General features: G+C 68.1%; 10 protein-coding genes and 2 pseudogenes. 9 read left to right on the top strand and 3 right to left on the bottom strand.

The window, feature by feature from the left end; all coding sequences use genetic code 11:
* Positions 1 to 88: 88 nt before the first annotated feature.
* The 8 genes and pseudogenes from E5790_RS06660 (at position 89) to E5790_RS06625 (ending at position 13,761) form a co-directional block, all read left to right on the top strand.
* Complete coding sequence (locus E5790_RS06660; protein ID WP_014645903.1) at positions 89 to 628, top strand: fimbrial protein; 540 nt, start codon at positions 89 to 91, stop codon at positions 626 to 628.
* Positions 629 to 713: 85 nt separating this feature from the next.
* Entirely contained in the window at positions 714 to 1,442 is a 729-nt protein-coding gene (locus E5790_RS06655; protein ID WP_014645904.1) for a molecular chaperone, read from the top strand.
* A 92-nt stretch (positions 1,443 to 1,534) separates the two neighbouring features.
* The gene (locus tag E5790_RS06650) at positions 1,535 to 4,099 is read left to right on the top strand and encodes a fimbria/pilus outer membrane usher protein (protein ID WP_111206805.1); all 2,565 of its coding nucleotides are present in this window, start codon (positions 1,535 to 1,537) and stop codon (positions 4,097 to 4,099) included.
* Positions 4,090 to 5,127 (top strand): fimbrial protein, encoded by a 1,038-nt coding sequence (locus E5790_RS06645; protein ID WP_049442171.1) that lies wholly within the window; start codon positions 4,090 to 4,092, stop codon positions 5,125 to 5,127. Before E5790_RS06650 ends, E5790_RS06645 begins: the two co-directional genes overlap by 10 nt.
* Before the next feature lie 266 nt (positions 5,128 to 5,393).
* Positions 5,394 to 6,577 (top strand): annotated as a pseudogene (gene wecB / locus E5790_RS06640) (UDP-N-acetylglucosamine 2-epimerase (non-hydrolyzing)).
* Positions 6,574 to 8,775 carry a hypothetical protein gene (locus E5790_RS06635; protein WP_111206806.1) on the top strand — a complete coding sequence of 734 codons (2,202 nt, stop codon included), beginning with the start codon at positions 6,574 to 6,576 and terminating at the stop codon, positions 8,773 to 8,775. Before wecB ends, E5790_RS06635 begins: the two are co-directional and overlap by 4 nt.
* 6 nt (positions 8,776 to 8,781) lie before the next feature.
* Positions 8,782 to 10,920: pseudogene (locus E5790_RS06630) on the top strand (glycosyl transferase family protein); the annotation flags it as partial.
* 6 nt (positions 10,921 to 10,926) lie between these two features.
* Positions 10,927 to 13,761 carry a hypothetical protein gene (locus tag E5790_RS06625; RefSeq protein ID WP_111206808.1) on the top strand — a complete coding sequence of 945 codons (2,835 nt, stop codon included), beginning with the start codon at positions 10,927 to 10,929 and terminating at the stop codon, positions 13,759 to 13,761.
* On the opposite strand, the gene E5790_RS06620 is transcribed toward E5790_RS06625, so the two are convergent.
* The 3 genes from E5790_RS06620 to ettA all read right to left on the bottom strand — a co-directional run bounded on the left by E5790_RS06620 (position 13,755) and on the right by ettA (position 17,972).
* Positions 13,755 to 14,759 (bottom strand): DUF4434 domain-containing protein, encoded by a 1,005-nt coding sequence (locus E5790_RS06620; protein WP_229653737.1) that lies wholly within the window; start codon positions 14,757 to 14,759, stop codon positions 13,755 to 13,757. The genes E5790_RS06625 and E5790_RS06620 overlap by 7 nt on opposite strands.
* A gap of 139 nt (positions 14,760 to 14,898) precedes the next feature.
* A complete protein-coding gene (locus E5790_RS06615) occupies positions 14,899 to 16,215 on the bottom strand; it encodes an NCS2 family permease (protein ID WP_032962452.1) in 1,317 nt (438 codons plus the stop codon).
* Between the two features lie 92 nt (positions 16,216 to 16,307).
* A complete protein-coding gene (gene ettA, locus E5790_RS06610) occupies positions 16,308 to 17,972 on the bottom strand; it encodes an energy-dependent translational throttle protein EttA (RefSeq protein ID WP_005415249.1) in 1,665 nt (554 codons plus the stop codon).
* A 254-nt stretch (positions 17,973 to 18,226) separates the two neighbouring features.
* On the opposite strand from ettA, the gene E5790_RS06605 reads away from it, so the two are divergent.
* Positions 18,227 to 18,697, top strand: a complete 471-nt coding sequence (locus E5790_RS06605; RefSeq protein ID WP_049408719.1) for an RcnB family protein — start codon at positions 18,227 to 18,229, stop codon at positions 18,695 to 18,697.
* The last annotated feature ends 128 nt before the right edge of the window (positions 18,698 to 18,825 follow it).

Genomic DNA, 18,825 nt, shown 5'->3' with positions numbered 1-18,825 from the left:
AGACGCAAGGATGGGTCTTGTTAGCCCGGCAGTGCTCCTTGCTTCCTCCTCTACTTCTCATCTCTTCAGTAGGGTTAGGTAAAAGCGAATGCACAAGATGAACCTCATTGCCGCTCTGATGCTGGCCGCCGCTCCGCTGGCCGCCAACGCCGCCGACGGCACCATCACCTTCAATGGCAAGGTGACCGACAAGACCTGCACCATCTCGACCCCGGGCGGCAAGGACTTCGCCGTGACCCTGCCGACCGTGTCCAAGAACACCCTGGCCACCGCCGGTGCCGTTGCGGGCCGTACCCCGTTCGCCATCAACCTGACCAAGTGCAGCGCCGGCAACGTCGCCACCTACTTCGAGCCGGGTTCGACCGTCGACTTCAACAGCGGCCGCCTGGTCAACCAGGCCTCGGCCAACGCTGCCACCAACGTGCAGCTGCAGCTGCTGGGCTCGAACAACCAGTTCCTGCCGATCAAGGCTGCCGGCGCTGGCCTGGCGCAGACCAACTCGCAGTGGGTCACCGTCGGCACCGACGGCTCGGCCGATCTGAACTACTACGCTGAGTACTACGCCACTGCCGCCGCCACCCCGGGCGACGTCACCAGCAGCGTCAAGTACACGATCATCTACAACTGATCGTCGTCGTACCCGCACTGGCCGGCGTACGCGCCGGCCAGTGCTTCGCGGCCCCTGGCCACACCCCTCGAGCGTAGTACTTCCGATGAAAGCAATCTTTCCCCGGGCGCTGCTGCTGGCAGCGTTCACGCTGCCCTTCTGCCAGAACGCTCTGGCCGGCGTGGTGGTCAACGGCACGCGAGTGATCTATCCGGCGCAGGCGCGCGAAGTGACCGTGCAGGTCGACAACGTGGGCGATTCGCCGGCGCTGGTCCAGGCCTGGATCGACAGCGGCGACGCCAACCAGACCGCCGACAACAGCGACGCCCCGTTTGTACTGACGCCGCCGATCGCGCGTGTCGAGCCGGGCCGCAGCCAGGCGCTGCGCGTGATCTTCTCCGGTGCGCAGCTGCCGACCGACCGTGAGTCGGTGTTCTGGCTCAACGTGCTGGATGTGCCGCCGTCGCCCGACAACGCCGACAGCGGCGACCAGAATTACCTGCAGGTCGCGTTCCGTTCGCGCCTGAAACTGTTCTACCGGCCGCAGGGCCTGAAGGGCGTCGCCAACGACGCGCCGGCAGCGTTGCGCTGGACCCGCACGGGCGATCGCCTGCGGGTGGAAAACCCCAGCCCCTTCCACGTCACGCTGGCCGAAGTGCATGCCGTGACCGGCAGCAGCGAGAAGACCGTCGAGGACAAGGGCGCCATGGTCGCGCCGAAGCAGAGCCTGGAGTTCACCGCACCGGCGGGCTCCGACCAGGTGCGCTTCATCACCATCAACGATTACGGCGGTCGGGTGGAGCACACGGTCCGCCTCGGCAGTACCGGGGGCTGAACGCGCCGCGCCGGCCATGGGCCTGCGCATCCCGCCACCGCCGCCGTGCGGCGAATTGAAGGAATGTCAGTGTGATCGGAAACAGATTGACATTGTCGATCCACCAGGCGATCTGCCTGCTGGTTGCTGGCGTGGCCTGCCCAGGATGGGCGCTGGCTGCGCCGGCCAATCTCGGCGAACAGGCGCTGATGGCGCAGAGCGGTGCGGCCAATGCGCGTGCACCCGAGTCGGCCCAGTTCAACTCCAGCTTCCTCTCCGGCCAGGCCAAGCAGGTCGACCTGGCCTCCTTCACCAATGGCAACCCGATGGTGGCTGGCACCTACCGTGTCGACGTCTACGTCAACGGTGGCTGGCAGGGCCGTCGCGATCTGCAGTTCAAGGCCGATGAGCAGGGCCGCGTCGACGCCTGCCTGCCGCTGCCGATGCTGGAAGAAATGGGTGTGGACAGCGAGGCCGTGCTGCTGCAGCAGGACCCGACGCTGCCGACCGACACGACCAGCTGCGTGCCGGTACAGCGGCGCATGGCCAATGCCTATGGCATCTATGACAGCGGCAACCTGCGCTACGACCTCAGCATCCCGCAGGTGTTCCTGCGCCGCGAGGCGCGCGGCTACGTCAATCCGTCGCTGTGGGACCGCGGCATCAACGCTGGCTTCGTCGGCTACAGCTTCAACGCCATCGACAGCGACAGCCGTGTTGAAGGGGGGCAGCGCAATCGCAGCGCCTACCTCGGCCTCAACGCCGGCCTGAACCTGGGAGGCTGGCAGTTCCGCCACGATTCCAACCTGACCTGGTCCGAAGGCAACGGCCGCCACTGGCAGAGCATTGCCACCTATGCGCAGCGCGGCATCCCGCAGGTGCGCGGCATGCTCACCATTGGTGAGGCCTACACCACGGGCGAGCTGTTCGATTCGATCGGCTACCGGGGTGCCAGCCTGGCCAGCGACGACCGCATGCTGCCCGATTCGCTGCGCGGTTACGCGCCGGTCGTGCGCGGCATTGCCGAAACCAACGCGCGCATCGAAGTGCGCCAGAACCAGCAGCTGATCTACTCCTCCACCGTATCGCCGGGCAGCTTCGTCATCGACGACCTGTACCCGACCGGCTACGGCGGCGACCTGGAAGTGAGCGTGATCGAGGCCGACGGCCGCCGCCGCGAATTCAAGGTGCCGTTCGGTTCTGTGCCGCAGATGCTGCGCGAAGGCGTGTCGCGCTACTCGCTGACCGCCGGCCAGGTGCGCAACAAGCTGCTGGCCGATGAGCCGTGGCTGGCGCAGGGTACCTACCAGCGTGGCATCGGCAACCAGTTGACCCTGTACGGCGGCAGCGCGCTGAGCGAAGGCTACCTGTCGCTGCTGTACGGTGTCGGCCTGTCCACGCGCGTCGGTGCCTTCGCTGCCGACGTCACCCATGCACGGACCTCGTTCGACCACTACGGCACCCATACCGGCGCCAGTGTGCGGCTGAGCTACAGCAACATGATCGGCGAGACCGGGACCAACCTGACCCTGGCCGCCTACCGCTACTCCACTGAAGGCTTCTACAGCCTGCAGGACGCGCTGTATGGCCGTGATTCGGACAAGCGCGGCATCGACCCGACCACCCGTGGCCGTCAGCGCAGCCAGTTCCAGGTAACGCTGAACCAGCCGCTGGGCCGACGTGGCGGTGCGCTGTACGTGACCGGCTCGGTGCGTGACTTCTACGACCGTTCCGGCACCTCCAAGCAGTACCAGGTGGGCTACAACAACGCCTGGCGCTCGGTGAACTACGGCTTCTCGGCGCTGCGCACCGAAGAAGGCGTGCTCGGCCGTTCCGATACCCAGTACCTGCTGTCGATGAGCGTGCCGCTGGGCCGGGGCACCCACCCGGTGTCGTTCAGCGCCGACCTTGGCGCGCGCGACCGCGGTGGCTACGACAACAGCCGCGTCGGCATCACCGGTTCGGCCGGCGTCGACAACAACTTCAGCTACGGCGTGGCCCTGTCCGATTCCCGCGAGGGTGGCACCACTGCGGTCGGCAATGCCGAGTACCGCAGCCGCTACTCGGCGTTGAACGCCACCTACAGCCACTCGCGTGATTTCCGCCAGGCGTCGGTCGGTGCCAACGGCAGCGTGGTCGTGCATCCGGGCGGCTTCACCTTCACCCCGCAGCGCGGCGACACCATGGTGCTGGTCGAAGCGCCGGGCGCGCGCGATGCGATCGTCAGCAACGCGCCGGGCCTGCGCGTCGATGGCCGCGGCTACGCCGTGGTGCCGTACGTGTCGCCGTACCGCCTCAACACCGTCACCCTCGATCCGCAGGGCATGGCCCACGACGTCGAACTGGAAAGCACCAGCCAGTCCATCGCGCCGTTCGCCGGTGCCATCAGCTACCTGCGCTTCGACACCCGCAAGGGCAACGCGCTGCTGATCCAGGTGCGCAACGCCGATGGCCGCAGCATGCCGTTCGGTGCGCAGGTCAAGGACGAACAGGGCCAGCCGGTCGGCATGGTCAGCCAGGGCGGCCGCCTGTACGTGCGCAGCGAGAAGAACCAGGGCCAGTTGCAGGTCGAGTGGGGCGCCGGTGCCGACCAGCGCTGCACCATTGATTACCAGGTACCGGCGGGCGCCGATGCGTCCAAGACCGGCTTCATCCCGCTGGAGGCAGCATGCCGATGATTTCTTCCCGTGGCCGCAAGGCGCTGGCCGCGCTGGCCGTACTGGGCGGCGTGCTGCTGGCGCAGCAGGCCAGCGCCGCCTGCCGCATCCAGAACAGCTGGTTCATCGCCCAGGACGTGACCATGGACATGGGCCAGATCGTGATCCTGCCCAGCACCCCGGTCGGCGGTGTGATCAAGGAAATCAGTGAACCGATCACCCAGCAGAACAGCGTTGCCCGCTGCGATTCCTGGACCGGCGGTCGTTCGATCGGTGAGTACGTCAACGCAGCGCAGAAGCGCCCCGTGGCCGGCTTCTCGAACGTCTATGAAACCGATGTGGCAGGCGTCGGCATCCGCCTGTACCGCGATTCGGGTGCGATCCAGACCTACTACCCGCACTCGATCAACTTCGGTGGCGGTTCCGTGGTCAGCCTCATCGGTGGCCAGTTCCGCATCCAGCTGATCAAGACCGCTGCGCAGACCGGTTCGGGCGTGATCGCGCCGAACGGCCGCTTCACCAACTACTACTTCGACGGCGATGGCCCCGGGCGCCCGGTACTGACCTCGACGTTCAAGGGCTCGGGCACCACCGTGGTCAGCCCGACCTGTGAAGTGCAGGCCGGCAGCCGCAACATTGCCGTCGATTTCGGCAGTGTGCCCAACACCACCTTCACTGGTGTCGGCTCCAAGGCCGTTGATCGCGACTTCGAAATCCGCCTGAACTGCCAGGGCAGCAACGTTGCCGCCTACCAGAGCAAGATCGGCATCCGCCTCGATGCCGACCAGGACAGCTCGAACATGCCGGGCGTGCTGAAGCTGAGCGCGGCCAGCAACAGTGCCACCCGCATCGGCATCCAGATGGTCCAGCGCGATGGCAGCACCGAGCGTGAAGTGCGCTTCGGCCAGACCATCAGCGTTGGCACCACCGCGCCGGGTACCAGCGTCATGGCGCTGCCGCTGCGCGCGCGCTACGTGCAGACCCAGGCCGGTACGGTGGGCGCGGGTGTCGCAAACGGCCAGGCCACGTTCACCATCCAGTACGAGTAAGGCCGCCCCGGCGGCTGCCCCTGCTGCGTTCCGCCGCAACGTCGCCCGGCTCACGGGCGGCGTTGACTGCGTCTTGATCCTGCAACGATGAAGATCGATGCCACGACGCGCATACAGACGCCTTAGTGTGATGTATGTCGCGAATTTGGAGTTTCCTCATGAGGTGACCGTCTCCTGCCTGCGGGTGCTGGACGGCAACGCCGAAAGGATCCAGACGTGGCTACTGCTGCTTGCCCCCTTCCGCGCCGGCTTTCGGGAGCGCTCCGGTGAAGGTCCTGTCGGTGTTCGGCACGCGACCGGAAGCCATCAAGATGGGGCCGCTGGTGCGCGCCCTGGCACACGCTGCGGATATCGAATCGGTGGTCTGCATCACCGGGCAGCACCGGGCGATGCTCGACCAGGTGATGGCGCTGTTCGAGATCACCGCCGACCATGACCTCGATGTCATGGTGCCCAACCAGACCCTCAATGGCCTGTGTTCCAGGCTGTTCGAACGGCTTGACGCGCTCTACACGCAGGTCCGCCCCGACTACGTGCTGGTGCATGGCGATACCACCACGGCGATGACCGCGGCCCTGGCCGCGTTCCATCACCGCATCCCGATCGGCCATGTCGAGGCCGGCCTGCGCACCGGCGACATCCACCGGCCGTGGCCGGAGGAGATGAACCGGCGGGTGATCGATGTGGTCGGCCATCAGTTGTATGCACCCACTCCCGGCTCGCGCGCCAACCTGGCCCGTGAGCACCTGGGCGGGCAGATCCTGGTCACCGGCAACACCGTCATCGATGCGCTGCAGCAGACCGTGCAGCGGCTGGATGCCGATCCGGCACTGCGTGCGCAGGCCGACGAACCCTTCCATATGCTCGACCCCGGCCGCCGGCTGCTGCTGGTCACCGGCCATCGCCGCGAGAGTTTCGGCCAGGGCTTCGAGGACATCTGCCGTGCGCTGGCCGAGCTGGCACGGCGGCCGGACCTGCAGGTGCTGTACCCGGTGCACCTCAACCCGAACGTGCAGGGCCCGGTCAATGCCCACCTCGGCAACCTCGACAACGTGCACCTGGTGCCGCCGCAGGATTACCTGCGCTTCGTGCGCCTGATGCAGCGCGCCGACGTCATCCTCACCGACTCCGGTGGCGTGCAGGAAGAAGCCCCGGCGCTGGCCAAACCGGTGCTGGTGATGCGCGATGTCACCGAACGGCCGGAGGCGGTCGAAGCCGGTGTGGTCACGCTGGTCGGCACCACGCCCTCGCGCATCGTCGATGCGGTCAACGCGGTGTTGGCACGCCCCCCCCAGCCGGCCCGCTTCGACCCCGATGCCAGCCCGTACGGGGATGGCCGCGCCAGCGCCCGCATCGTCGCCGCCCTGCGCGGTGCGCCCCTTCCCGAATTCTCGCCCGGCGTCCGCAGCAGCGGCGCCGTCCACCCCATCCACGCGAAGTGACGCCATGACCCAGACCGGCCGCTCTTCCCTGTTTGCATCCGCCGCTGCGTTCGTCCTGTCGGGCGTGGTTGGCAGTGCCCATGCCGCCGACAGCGTCGCCGGCCAGTTCACCGAATGGAGCAGCGACAGCACGGTGAACCGGCAGATGACCCTGCGCGAACTCGGTTTCCGCCAGCCACTGGTGCTGAGCGGGCAGGAGAGCCAGCGCGAGGTCTACCTGCCGGTGCCGGCCGGTGTGGCCACCCGCGACGCGCAGCTGCAGCTGGATGGGCGCTATGTGCGCGGCCACGCCGGGCGCACCTCGGGCCTGTGGTCGGTCGATGGCGACCCGATCGCGGCGCGTTCGATCACCGATGCCCAGGGCGATGCCAGCCAGCTGCTGGCCATCGATGGCGAACCCCGCCAGAGCGGCTTCGTACGGGTCGGCGTCGGCTGGTGGTCGATCGTGTCCGATTACCAGTGCGCCGACCAGAGCGCGCCGGCCAATGTGCTGCGGCTGTCGCCGGACTCGCGTTTCAGCTACCGCTTCGACGGCCGCGCCGTGGATACCGTTGCCAAGGCGTGGGGGGCGCTGCCACCGCGGGTGCGCCTGCTGGTGGATGGCAAGGCGCTGCAGGCAACGGCCTACGATGCGGCCTGGCGCATCGGTACCGCGTTGCAGGCCGGGGGCAAACAGGTGCAGGTGGTGGCCCTGCCCAAGGTCGGTGACAGCGTTGACCTGGCCGGTATCAGCATCCCGGCCAGCCTGCAGGGCGTGCCGGCCTACGCCGCGCTGGCCACGGGTGAGCGCGCGCATGCGATCAGGGATCTGGCCGAAGTCGGCGCGCTGCTGTCATTGCGCGACAGCGGGCCGTTGGCCGCCGATGTGATGATCGGCAGCGATGCACTGCGCGCCGGCGTGCGTGCGGCGCTGGATGCGCTGGCCGTACAGGTCGGCGCGGCAGGGGCCGATGCGGGCACCGCGTTCGCCGCGTGGCGCGGTACCGACATGGGCGGCCTGGAAAAGCCCGCCGCCAACGCGTCGGTCAGCGTGGTGGCCGTGGCCGGGCGTCCGACGCTGGTGGTCGACCCGGCGGCGGCGGGTAAGGTCGCCGGGCTGCTCGCCGAGCAGTGGCGCAGCTATGCACTGGGCCGCAGCCTGCAGGTCAGCGCAGCGGGCACGCCCAGACTGGATGGTGACCAGGTACTGCTGAGCCGGCTCGGCAACATCGCCGGCACCATGGATGTGGTGACCCGCGCCGACCGCAGCGCCAGCTTCGACCTCGGCGCACTGTCGGCCGATGGCCGCCTGCCCGAGCAGGTGGTGATCGATGTCTCGGCGGCCCCCAACGCGGCCGGGCAGGGCGCGGTCGCCACGATCTACCTCAACGATTACCTGTTGGGTGGCAAGGTGCTGTCGGCCAACGGCCAGCCGCAACGGCTGGTGGCCAAGGTGCCGGCCTACGCGCTGTCGGCACGCAACGAGATCCGTGTCAGCTTCCTGCGCCAGCCGGCGCGTCCCTACTGCCACGATCCGGCCACGGGCTATCCGGTCTCGATCCTGCCCAGCAGCCACCTGACCCTGGCCAAGCGTTCGCTGGGCAGTGACTTCGTGGGTGCCAGCAGCCAGCTGTCGCGCGGCAACCAGGTGTTCGTGCCCGGCACCTGGTTGCAGGATGCGCCGGCCTCGCTGGGCAAGGTCATCGCGGTGACCAGCGCAGTGGGCGCATCGCCGGAGGCATCGGAACTGAAGGTGGTCGAAGCCGGTGCCGTGGTCAGCCCGGGCGCGCCGTGGCTGGCGTTCGGCGTGGCGCCATCCGGTGTCGATATGGCCGGCCTTAAGGATGGCCACCTGCTGATCGGCGGCAAGCCGCAACCGCTGTTGGATGTGAGCGGGCTGGATCGTGCCGCGGTGGTGCAGGTGGGGTCGTCCGGTGGCCAGCTGGGCGTTGTTTACAGCGACCTCGGTGCGCAGTCACCGCCGTTCGGCGCCCCATTCCGTTTGCTGCGGGGCGATCTCGCCGTGCTCGACGGCAGTGATGCCGTGCGCGAATTCGACCGCCAGGATCCCTACGGCACGCGTATCGCGCAGGACGGCAACCCGCAATCGAAGTGGGAACGGCACATGGTCTGGCTGCTGCTGCTGGTCGGCGTGATCGTGTTCGCGCTGCTGGCCGCCCGCGTCACCCAGGTGCGTCGCCGCAAGTCCGCCAACACAGGGCACTGATCCACCGTGGACGGTCTGTTCTGGAACATCCAGCTGGCCAACTACTACGCCGCCCTGGAAACCACGGCGGCGGCGGTGGCCGTGCTGATCCTGATCTCCAGCCTCGATGACCTGTTCATCGATGTCTGGTACTGGGTACGCGAGAGCTGGCGCGCGCTCACGATCAAGCGCCGCGATGCCTACCGGCCGCTGACCCAGGACGACCTGCTGCAGCGCCCGCAGCAGCCGCTGGCGATCATGGTGCCGGCGTGGATGGAGTACGACGTCATCGCGCAGATGGTGGAGAACATGATCAACGTGCTCGATTACCGCGAGTACGTCGTGTTCGTCGGCACCTATCCCAACGACCAGCAGACCATCGATGAGGTCGAGCGCATGCGTCGCCGCTACAAGCGCCTGCGCCGCGTGGAAGTGCCGCACGACGGGCCGACCAGCAAGGCCGACTGCCTGAACTGGCTGATCCTGGCGATCTTCGACTACGAGAAGCGCCACGACATCGAGTTCGCCGGGGTGATCCTGCACGATAGCGAGGACGTGCTGCATCCGATGGAACTGCGCTTCTACAACTACCTGCTGCCGCGCAAGGACATGATCCAGCTGCCGGTCACCTCGCTGGACCGCGAGTGGTATGAGCTGGTTGCCGGTGTCTACATGGACGAATTCGCCGAATGGCACGCCAAGGATCTGGTCGTGCGTGAAAGTGTTTCCGGCATGGTGCCATCGGCGGGCGTCGGTACCTGCTTCTCGCGGCGCGCGCTGCTGGCGCTGAGCGCGCAGACCGGCAACCAGCCCTTCAACACCGACAGCCTCACCGAGGACTATGACGTCGGTGCGCGGTTGGCGGCGATGGGCATGCAGTCGATCTTCGCCCGCTTCCCGGTGCAGTTCCGCGTGCGTCGCCCGTCCTGGTTCGGCTGGGGGCCGGTGCGCGAGCGCAACCAGCAGATGGCGCTGTGCGTGCGCGAGTACTTCCCCGACAACTTCCGTGCCTCGTACCGGCAGAAGGCGCGCTGGGTGCTGGGCATCGGCCTGCAGAGCTGGGAGTCGCTGGGCTGGCGTGGCTCGCTGGCCACCAAGTACCTGCTGGCGCGCGACCGCAAGGGCATCATCACCTCGTTCGTCAGCATCATTGCCTACCTCATCTTCCTGCAGCTGCTGCTGTTCTGGCTGCTGAAGATGTCCGGGGTGTGGACGATGCAGTTCCCCAGCGTGTTCCAAGCCGGTACCTGGCAGATGAACGTCGCGCTGCTGACCACCGCAGCGCTGGCCACCCGCGTCGTGCAGCGCTTCTATTTCGTCAACCGGCTGTACGGCTGGGAGCATGCCTTGATGTCGATCCCGCGGATGGTGGTCGGCAACATGATCAACTTCATGGCCACCGCCCGCGCGTGGAAGGTGTTCCTGGCCTACCTGCTGTTCGGCAAGCGCATGGTCTGGGACAAGACCATGCACGACTTCCCGGACGCGGCGCAGCTGGTGCAGACGCGCAAGCAGCTCGGCGAACTGTTGACCACCTGGCAGGCGGTGGAGCCGGAGCGCCTGCAGCAGGCACTGGAGCAGCAGCAGGACGGCCGGCAGCAGCCGCTGGGGCGCATCCTGCTCACCCAGGGGTGGCTGGATGATGAGACCCTGGCCGAGGCGATTGCCTTCCAGGGCGACCTGCCACGTGCGGTGATCGACGTGGATTACCTGCGGGCCGGCCCGTTCCCGGTCAGCGCCGACGCCTGCGTGCAATGGCGCATGCTGCCATTGCCGCCGCGGCAGCCGGGGACCCTGCGTCTGGCCGTGGCCAGCCCGCTGCCCGAGGAGGCACTGGCGCTGCTCAAGCAGGAAACCCGCAGCGACCACATCGAACAGAGCATCGCCCGCGAGAGCGAGATCAACGCGGGGCTGCGCCTGATCGGCAGTGACCGGGACTGGCAGCTGGACAACGTGCCGCTGCTGGGCGACCTGCTGGTGGAGATGCGCCTGATCGACCACGCGCGCTTCGAGATCGCATTGGACGCGTACAAGCCGCAGCGCGACGGCCGCATCGGCGATTACCTGGTCAAGCAGGGCATCACCACCGAAGACGCCGTGGCCCAGGCCATGCAGGAACAGCGCCGGCGTGCGGCCGCGCTGCAGTCGCCGCCTCCCGGGAGCCTTGCCGGCATGAAGACCACGCTGCTGTCCTCCGTCATTGCCGTGGCACTGGCCACGGCGGCCGCGCCGGTGCTGGCCCAGGCCGATGCAGCACTGCCGTTGTCCGGTGCGGCCTACCGCGTCGCCGAGCAGGCGTTTGCCGCCTATGAGCGCGGTGACTACCCGGCGGCTTACCAGCAGTCCACCGAAGCGATCCGGCTGCGCCCGGACGTGGTGCGGCTGCGCCTGTTGCAGATCTATGCGCTGCAGAAACTGGGGCGGGGTGCCGAGGCCCAGCAGCAGGCACGTCGTGCACTGGATGCGGGGTTGAAGGATCCGGCGTTGCCGGCGCTGGCCGCTGCCACCGCTGCGCGCAGCACGCCTCCGGATGCCAGGAGCGGGCGCGCACCCTCCCCACCGCGCGTGGCTGGCAGCGGCGCAGACCGCGCCAGGCAGCAGGCCTACGCGCTGGCCACCGAGGCCTACGCCGCTTATGACGCCGGGCGGATGGGAGAGGCAGCCAGCAAGGCCGAGCAGGCCTTCCGGCAGCAGCCAACGCAGGGCGCCTGGGCGATGCTGTGGGTGGCCGCGCTGGAAGCACAGCAGCAGCCCGAACAGGCCGACGCCGCCATTGCCACCGCGCTGCAGCTGGGCGCGCCGAATGTCGAGGCATTGCGCGCACGGCGCGTGGCGCTGGATCGACAGCGCGCGCTGCTGCAGGCCCAGCAGGCGTACCGGTCGCTGTCCACGCAGGATGATGCCGCGGCCGTTGCGCAGGCACGTGCCGCTGTCGAGCTGGCACCGGAGGTGGCGACGTACCGGTTGCTGCTGATTACCGCGCAGCTGCAGCAGGGGCAGCTGGCCGACGCCGAGCGCAGTGCCGACCAGGCGTTGCAGGCCGACGGCCAGGATCTCAATGCGCGGGTGATGCGCGGCTACCTGCGCCAGCGCCAGGGCAACAGCCTGCTGGCCAATGAAGACTTCGACGCCGCACTCGCCGCGCCGGGGTCAACCATGCAGCAGCGCAACGTGCGCCTGCTGGCCGTGGATGCGGCCCTGGCCGCTGGGGACCGCACACGTGCGGGTGCACTGCTGGCGCCGCTGCGCGCGGCATTGCCAGCAGATGCCAGCGATGCACGCGCGCAGCAGCTGCTGCAGCAGGGCATCGAGCAGCGCGCCAAGGCGGTCCGTTCCAGTCGCGAGCGTCCGCGTTTGAGCGCGCAGACCTATCCGGCGCCGTTCCAGCACTGCCAGTCTGGCGACAGCGGCAACCGTTGCGAGTTGATGCCGGCCGACCTGCAGGGCGACGGTGGTGCCGCACAGCGTGCCTACGCGGCCTACGCGCGCCGGGACTATGCCGAGGCCATCGGTGAGGCGCGGCAGGCCGTGCAGCTCGCACCGGACGACGCGAGCCTGCACGGCCTGCTGACCACCACGCTGGCGGCAGGCAATCGCAGCCAGCAGGACGAAGCACGGCAGCGCCTGGATGCGGCGCTGGCACAGCGCCCTGACGATGCGGAGGCGCTGATGCAGCGCGGCTACCTCAACCAGAAGGCGCACGAGCCGGCGCGCGCACTGGCCGACTTCCGTGCCGCCGAGGCCACTGGCAGGGCACCAAAGGGCGTGGTGCTTGACCAGGCCTACGCCAGCGCGGCCAACGGCGATCACCCGCAGGCGGTGACCCTGCTGCGGACGGCCATTGATCGTGCCGATGCCGGCGAGCTGCCACTGGATGCGCACCAGCGCTACAACGTGCGCAATGCCATCGCCAACTATTCGCGCGAGTGGGGCGTGATCGCCTCGGCCGGCTTCCGTGGCGCGCGCCAGGCGGCGACCAATGTCGGCGGCGCGGCGATCAGTACGCCGGGTGATTCGGTGTTCAGCACGCTTGAAGCGTTCTGGCGCCCGCCGGCTTTCAATGACCAGCACGGCACGCTGGAGCTTTACGCGCGGCTGCTCAACACCCTGTACGACGAGGGTGGCACCTACGAGTCGATCCGCGCCGTGGACCCGTGCACCGGCGAATCGACGCCCGATGCACGCGCGCGCGCCGAACGGCTCAGCCGCTCGCGTTCCACCACCGGCTGGCCGTCCACCATCGCCTCGTTCGGCCTGCGCTACGCCTTCGGCCAGACCGGCCTGAGCGCCGGCATCGAGCGTCGCCAGTTCCTCGGCAGCGCCACCCGCACGGGCGATGTCTACCCCGCTTCGGCGGCCGTGCAATGCAGCCTGCAGCTGGCCCGCAACCCGCCACTGGAAGCCAGCACACTGGCCCGCTACCGCCTGGCCAGCGGTTCCGGTGGCTGGATGTCCTACCTGACCTACGGCTATTACCACGGCACCGACCTGCGCACCGACGTGAATCAGTGGTGGATGGTCAGTGGCTACGCGCAGGGCGGTTACACGTGGGATGACAACAGCGCGCATTTCACCCTCGAGGCACTCGATGCCAATGGCACGCCGGTGCGCCGGGTGGGCGATGCCAACGGGCGCCTGCATCGCGAACAGTGGTTCGCTGCCGGTGAACTGCGTGCCGGCCGCAGCTTCCGCTTTGGTGCCGGGCAGACCCACTGGGTGGTCACGCCGTATGTGGTGGTGGGGGCGGACTGGCTGGACCAGCGCTCGCGCGTGCGCGACATCCGCTACCCGCTGTTCCCGGCGCAGTCGTTCGCACTCAACGATACGCAGCGCAGCTGGTCACTCGGCGCAGGGCCGGGCGTGGGCGTGCGCTACTGGTTCCGCGAAGACCACTACAACACGCCGCGTTCCTACCTGGACCTGACCGTGCAGTACCGCTTCGCGATCGGCGGCGGTGATACGCAGCGCGCCAAGGGCCTGTTCGCCACCGCCATCCTCTCCTACTGAGGCAGGCCCCAACGTCGTCGCAGCGCCGCGGCCTGCGGCGTGTCCTGGGTCAGCCACGGCTCCAGTGCATAGACCAGCACGTGCTGCGCACCGCTGTCGTGCGCCCACGCCAGCTGCCGCTGGATGCGCGCGGCATCTGCGGTTTCGCCCTTGAACGCGCTGCCGTCGGCGGGGCTGCCGGGCAGTTCGCGGAACAGTTCGACGATCGCATCGAACCCGATGCCCTGTGCCCGGAAATGGCCGAGCAGCGGTTGCAGCTGCTGCACGTTGCCGGCGCCGGCCACCCCCACGCCGTCCTGCACCATCGGCCGCAGCGCGGCCCGTGCCAGCACCGCCTGCCACAGCGCGACCAGGTCGCCGTCGGTCTGCAGGCGGCTGAAGTAGCAGGAGATCGCACAGTCACCGCCGCGCGCGCTGGCGGCCTGCGCCAGCCCGTGCAGCCACTGCGCCAGCCATTGCTGGCGGGCCGGATCGGCCCAGTGGAACTGCTCCAGTTCGTAGGGCAGGTACCAGCCGCCGAAGGCGGGCTGCTGCGCCCACGGCGCCTGTGCCAACCAGCTGCGCGCGTGCGCCAGGCTGTCGGCCAGGAACGCCTGCAGCGTGGCGTCGTCGGCGCCGATGGCCTGCCACCAGCGTTGCTGGAAGGGCAGGCCAACGCGGATGCGGATGTCGTTCTCGCTGGCCGCGGTGAACAGCTGCTGCAGGCTGCTGTCCGGCAGCGACCAGTCGCCATCGCTGCCACCGACGATGCCGGTCCACTGCAGCACCAGCTGCCGGCAGCCCAGCGCATGGGCAAGCTTCAAGGAACGTTGCCAGTCGGCTGGCCCCCACTGCAGATGGCTGCGCCAGGGCTGCAGGAAGGTGCCATCCACCTGCACCGGCAGCGAACAGCCGGGCAGGGTGGCGAGCGTAGCGGCCAACGGCGCCAGCACTGCCGCGCGCAGCAACCGGCGGCGCAACGGCGAAGACGGATCCGTGGGAAGGTCGGGCCGAACCATGCCCGCATCATCCCAGAGCACCGTGGGTGGGAGGTGAACCCCGCGCCGGGTGGTGCCGGCCGCTGGCCGGCATCGCGCCCCGGGTGGCAGATGAATCACCACCCGGTAGTGCCGGCCGCTGGCCGGCATCGCGCCCCGATTATTCCAAGGCGTAGCGCAGCGCGAACAGCACCGCCACCAGCCACACCGCCGGATGCACTTCGCGCCAGCGGCCGGTGCCGGCCTTCAGCGCCGCATACGCGATGAAGCCAAACGCCAGGCCATTCGCGATGGAGTAGGTGAACGGCATCGCCAGGGCACACAGTGCGGCCGGCACCGATTCGGTCAGGTCGCTCCAGTCCACGTCCACCAGTTCGCGCAGCATCAGGCCGGCCACGAACAGCAGCGCCGGTGCGGTGGCATAGCCGGGCACCATCGCCGCCAGCGGCGAGAACAGCAGTGCGGCCAGGAACAGTGCCGACACCACCAGTGCAGTCAGGCCGGTGCGGCCGCCCACCTGCACGCCCGAGGCGCTTTCAGCGAACGCGGTAGTGCTGCTGGTGCCCAGCAGCGAACCGGCCACGATCGCCGTGCTGTCGGCCAGCAGCGCGCGGCCGAAACGCTTCTGCGCGCCCGGCAGTTTCAGCAGTCCGGCGCGACCGACCACGCCATACAGGGTGCCGGTGGCATCGAACACTTCCACCAGCACGAACACCAGCACCACCTGCAGCAACACGGCGATCGGCGCGCCACCGTTGTGGTGCAGCAGGCCCGGCAGGTCGAGCTGCAGGAAGGTCGGCGCCAGGCTCGGCGGCAGCGAGACCAGGCCCTGGTATTGCACGTCGCCCAATGCCCAGCCCGCGCCGGTCACCGCCAGGATCCCGATCAGGATCGCGCCACGGATACGGCGCGCTTCCAGCACCGCGATCAGCAGGAAGCCGGCCAGTGCCAGCAGCGGCGGCGCCGTATTCAACGGGCCCAGCGCTACCAGCGTGTCTTCATTGCCGACGATCACGCCGGACTTCTGCAGCGCGATGATCGCCAGGAACAGGCCGATGCCGGCCACGATCGCCGAGCGCAGCGACGAAGGAATGCCCGACACCAGCCACGCCCGCACACCGGTCAGCGACAGCACCAGGAACACCAGGCCGGAGATGAATACCGCGCCCAGTGCCTGCTGCCACGGCAGGCCGGCGGCGCCGACCACGGTGAAGGCGAAGAACGCGTTCAGGCCCATGCCCGGTGCCATCCCGACCGGGAAGTTGGCCGCCAGTGCCATCACCGCCGAACCCAGCGCCGCGGCCAGGCAGGTGGCCACGAACACCGCACCCGCATCCATGCCGGTGGTGCCGAGGATTTCCGGGTTGACGAAGACGATGTAGGACATCGTCAGGAAGGTGGTGACACCGGCCAGCAGCTCGGTGCGCACGGTGGTGCCGTGCTGCTGCAGCTGGAACAGGCGTTCGAACAGGGACATGGGGCGTCTCGCAACAATAAGGTGTCACGACCAACGGTCGTGACCTACCCGAATGCAGAACGGCCGCGCAGAGCGCGGCCGTTCTTCCTTTCTTACTTCAGCGCCTTGAAGCGCAGGCGCTTCGGCGCGGCATCGTCGCCCATGCGACGCTTCTTGTCTTCCTCGTACTCGCGGTAGTTGCCCTGGAAGAACTCCACGTGCGAGTCGCCTTCGAAAGCGATGATGTGCGTGGCGATGCGGTCCAGGAACCAGCGGTCGTGCGAGATCACGAAGGTGTTGCCCGGGAACTCCAGCAGCGCGTCTTCCAGCGCACGCAGCGTTTCGATGTCCAGGTCGTTGGACGGTTCGTCGAGCAGCAGCACGTTGCCGCCCTGCAGCAGGGTCTTGGCCATGTGCAGGCGGCCACGCTCACCACCGGACAGCGAGCCGACCATCTTCTGCTGGTCCTGGCCCTTGAAGTTGAAGCGGCCGATGTAGGCGCGCGACTGGATCTCGATGCCGTTGATGTTGAGGATGTCCAGGCCACCGGCGATTTCCTGGAAGACGTTGTGGTTGCCTTCCAGCTTGTCGCGGCTCTGGTCCACGTAGGACAGCTGCACGGTCGGGCCGATCACGATCTCGCCCGAATCCGGCTTCTCCTGGCCGGTGATCATCTTGAACAGCGTCGACTTGCCGGCGCCGTTCGGGCCGATGATGCCGACGATCGCGCCCGGCGGAATCAGCATCGACAGGTTGTCGATCAGCAGGCGGTCGCCGAACTTCTTGGAGACGTTCTTGAACTCCATCACCATGTTGCCCAGGCGCTCGCCCGGCGGGATGAAGATTTCGTTGGTCTCGTTGCGCTTCTGGTAATCCTGCGACTGCAGCTCTTCCAGGCGGGCCAGACGGGCCTTGCCCTTGGAGCGGCCGCCCTTGGCGTTCTGGCGCGACCACTCCAGTTCCTTCTGGATCGCCTTCTGGCGGGCCTTTTCCTGGTTCTCTTCCTGCTTCAGGCGCTCATCCTTCTGCACCAGCCATTCGGTGTAGTTGCCCTTCCACGGAATGCCGCGGCCGCGGTCCAGTTCCAGGATCCACTCGGCGGCGTTGTCCAGGAAGTAGCGATCGTGGGTGACGGCCACCACGGTGCCGGTATAGCGCGCCAGGAACTGTTCCAGCCATTCCACCGACTCGGCGTCGAGGTGGTTGGTCGGTTCGTCGAGCAGCAGCATGTCCGGCTTCTGCAGCAGCAGGCGGCACAGTGCGACGCGGCGCTTTTCACCGCCGGACAGGTTGGCGATCTTGGCATCCCACGGCGGCAGGCGCAGCGCATCGGCAGCCACGTCCAGCTGGTTTTCCAGGGTGTGCGCGTCGCCGGCGGCCAGGATCGCCTCGAGGCGCTCCTGTTCCTTGGCCAGCGCGTCGAAGTCGGCGCCTTCCTCGGCGTAGGCGGCGTACACCGCCTCCAGCGCGGCCTGGGCCTGCAGCACTTCGCCCACGCCTTCCTCGACCGACTCGCGCACGGTCTTGTTCGGGTCCAGTTCCGGTTCCTGCGCCAGGTAACCGACCTTGATGCCGGGCTGCGGGCGGGCTTCACCCTCGAAATCGGTGTCCACGCCGGCCATGATCTTCAGCACGGTGGACTTGCCGGCGCCGTTCAGGCCCAGCAGGCCGATCTTCGCGCCCGGGAAGAAGGACAGGGAAATGTCCTTGATGATCTGCCGCTTGGGCGGGACCACCTTGGACACGCGGTTCATGGTGTAGATGTATTGCGAGGACATGCGGTCTCCGTAGGCGCGGCCCTGCGCCCGACCCGTCACGGGAACATCCCGTTGCGGCAGCGGGCACAGACTGGAATGGAATACCGCCAATTATAGCCGGAACCGGTTCCGGCCCGCGCCCGGCCGGAGCCGCGCAGGCTGGCCGTGGCCTGAATACTCCGTCACAGTCCTGCAGCGGGAAGCGTTTCCAGCCGGAAACGGTTCAGATCGGTTGCGCAATATGGGCTCACCACCCACCCAAGCAGAGGTCTGACATGCGCATCAATCGAGTAATGGCCGGCGCCGTGGCCTCTGTGCTGGCGCTGGGCGCCGTGACCCCGGCCTTCGCCGACAACGACCATCGCCGCGACCACGACCGCCGCGAGTGGCGCGAGGATCGCCGTGAGTGGCGCCAGGACCGCCGCGACTGGGAGCGCGACCGCCGCGAGGCCCGGCGCGACTGGGAACGCGACCGCCGCGACTGGCACCGTGACCATGATCGCTACTACCGCCCGGCACCGCCGCGCGTGGTCTATCGCCCGGCCTATGGCCCGGGCTATGGCTGGAAGGTCGGCCACCGCTACCGCGACTACTACCGCGGCCCGGTCTACGTGGTGAACGACTACCCGCGCTACAACCTGCGCCGCCCGCCGTACGGCCATCAGTGGATCCGGGATGATCGCGGCAACATGCTGCTGGTGGCCATCGCCACCGGTGTGATCGCCCAGTACGTGCTCAGTCGCTGAGGATCGCGGCCGGGGTCGGATCCCTTTCCAACGGAAAGGGCTCTGACCCCACAACTATCGATCGAAACCATACGGGGCCGGATTCCTTCGGGGATGCCGGCCCCGTCCGTTTCGGCCCCAGCGGGCCA

It is taken from the genome of Stenotrophomonas sp. PAMC25021 (assembly GCF_004795795.1).
In the GTDB taxonomy this organism is placed as follows: domain Bacteria; phylum Pseudomonadota; class Gammaproteobacteria; order Xanthomonadales; family Xanthomonadaceae; genus Stenotrophomonas; species Stenotrophomonas muris.
The sequence above is the reverse complement of the archived record's forward strand: the minus strand, read 5'-3'. Positions and strand labels throughout refer to the sequence as shown.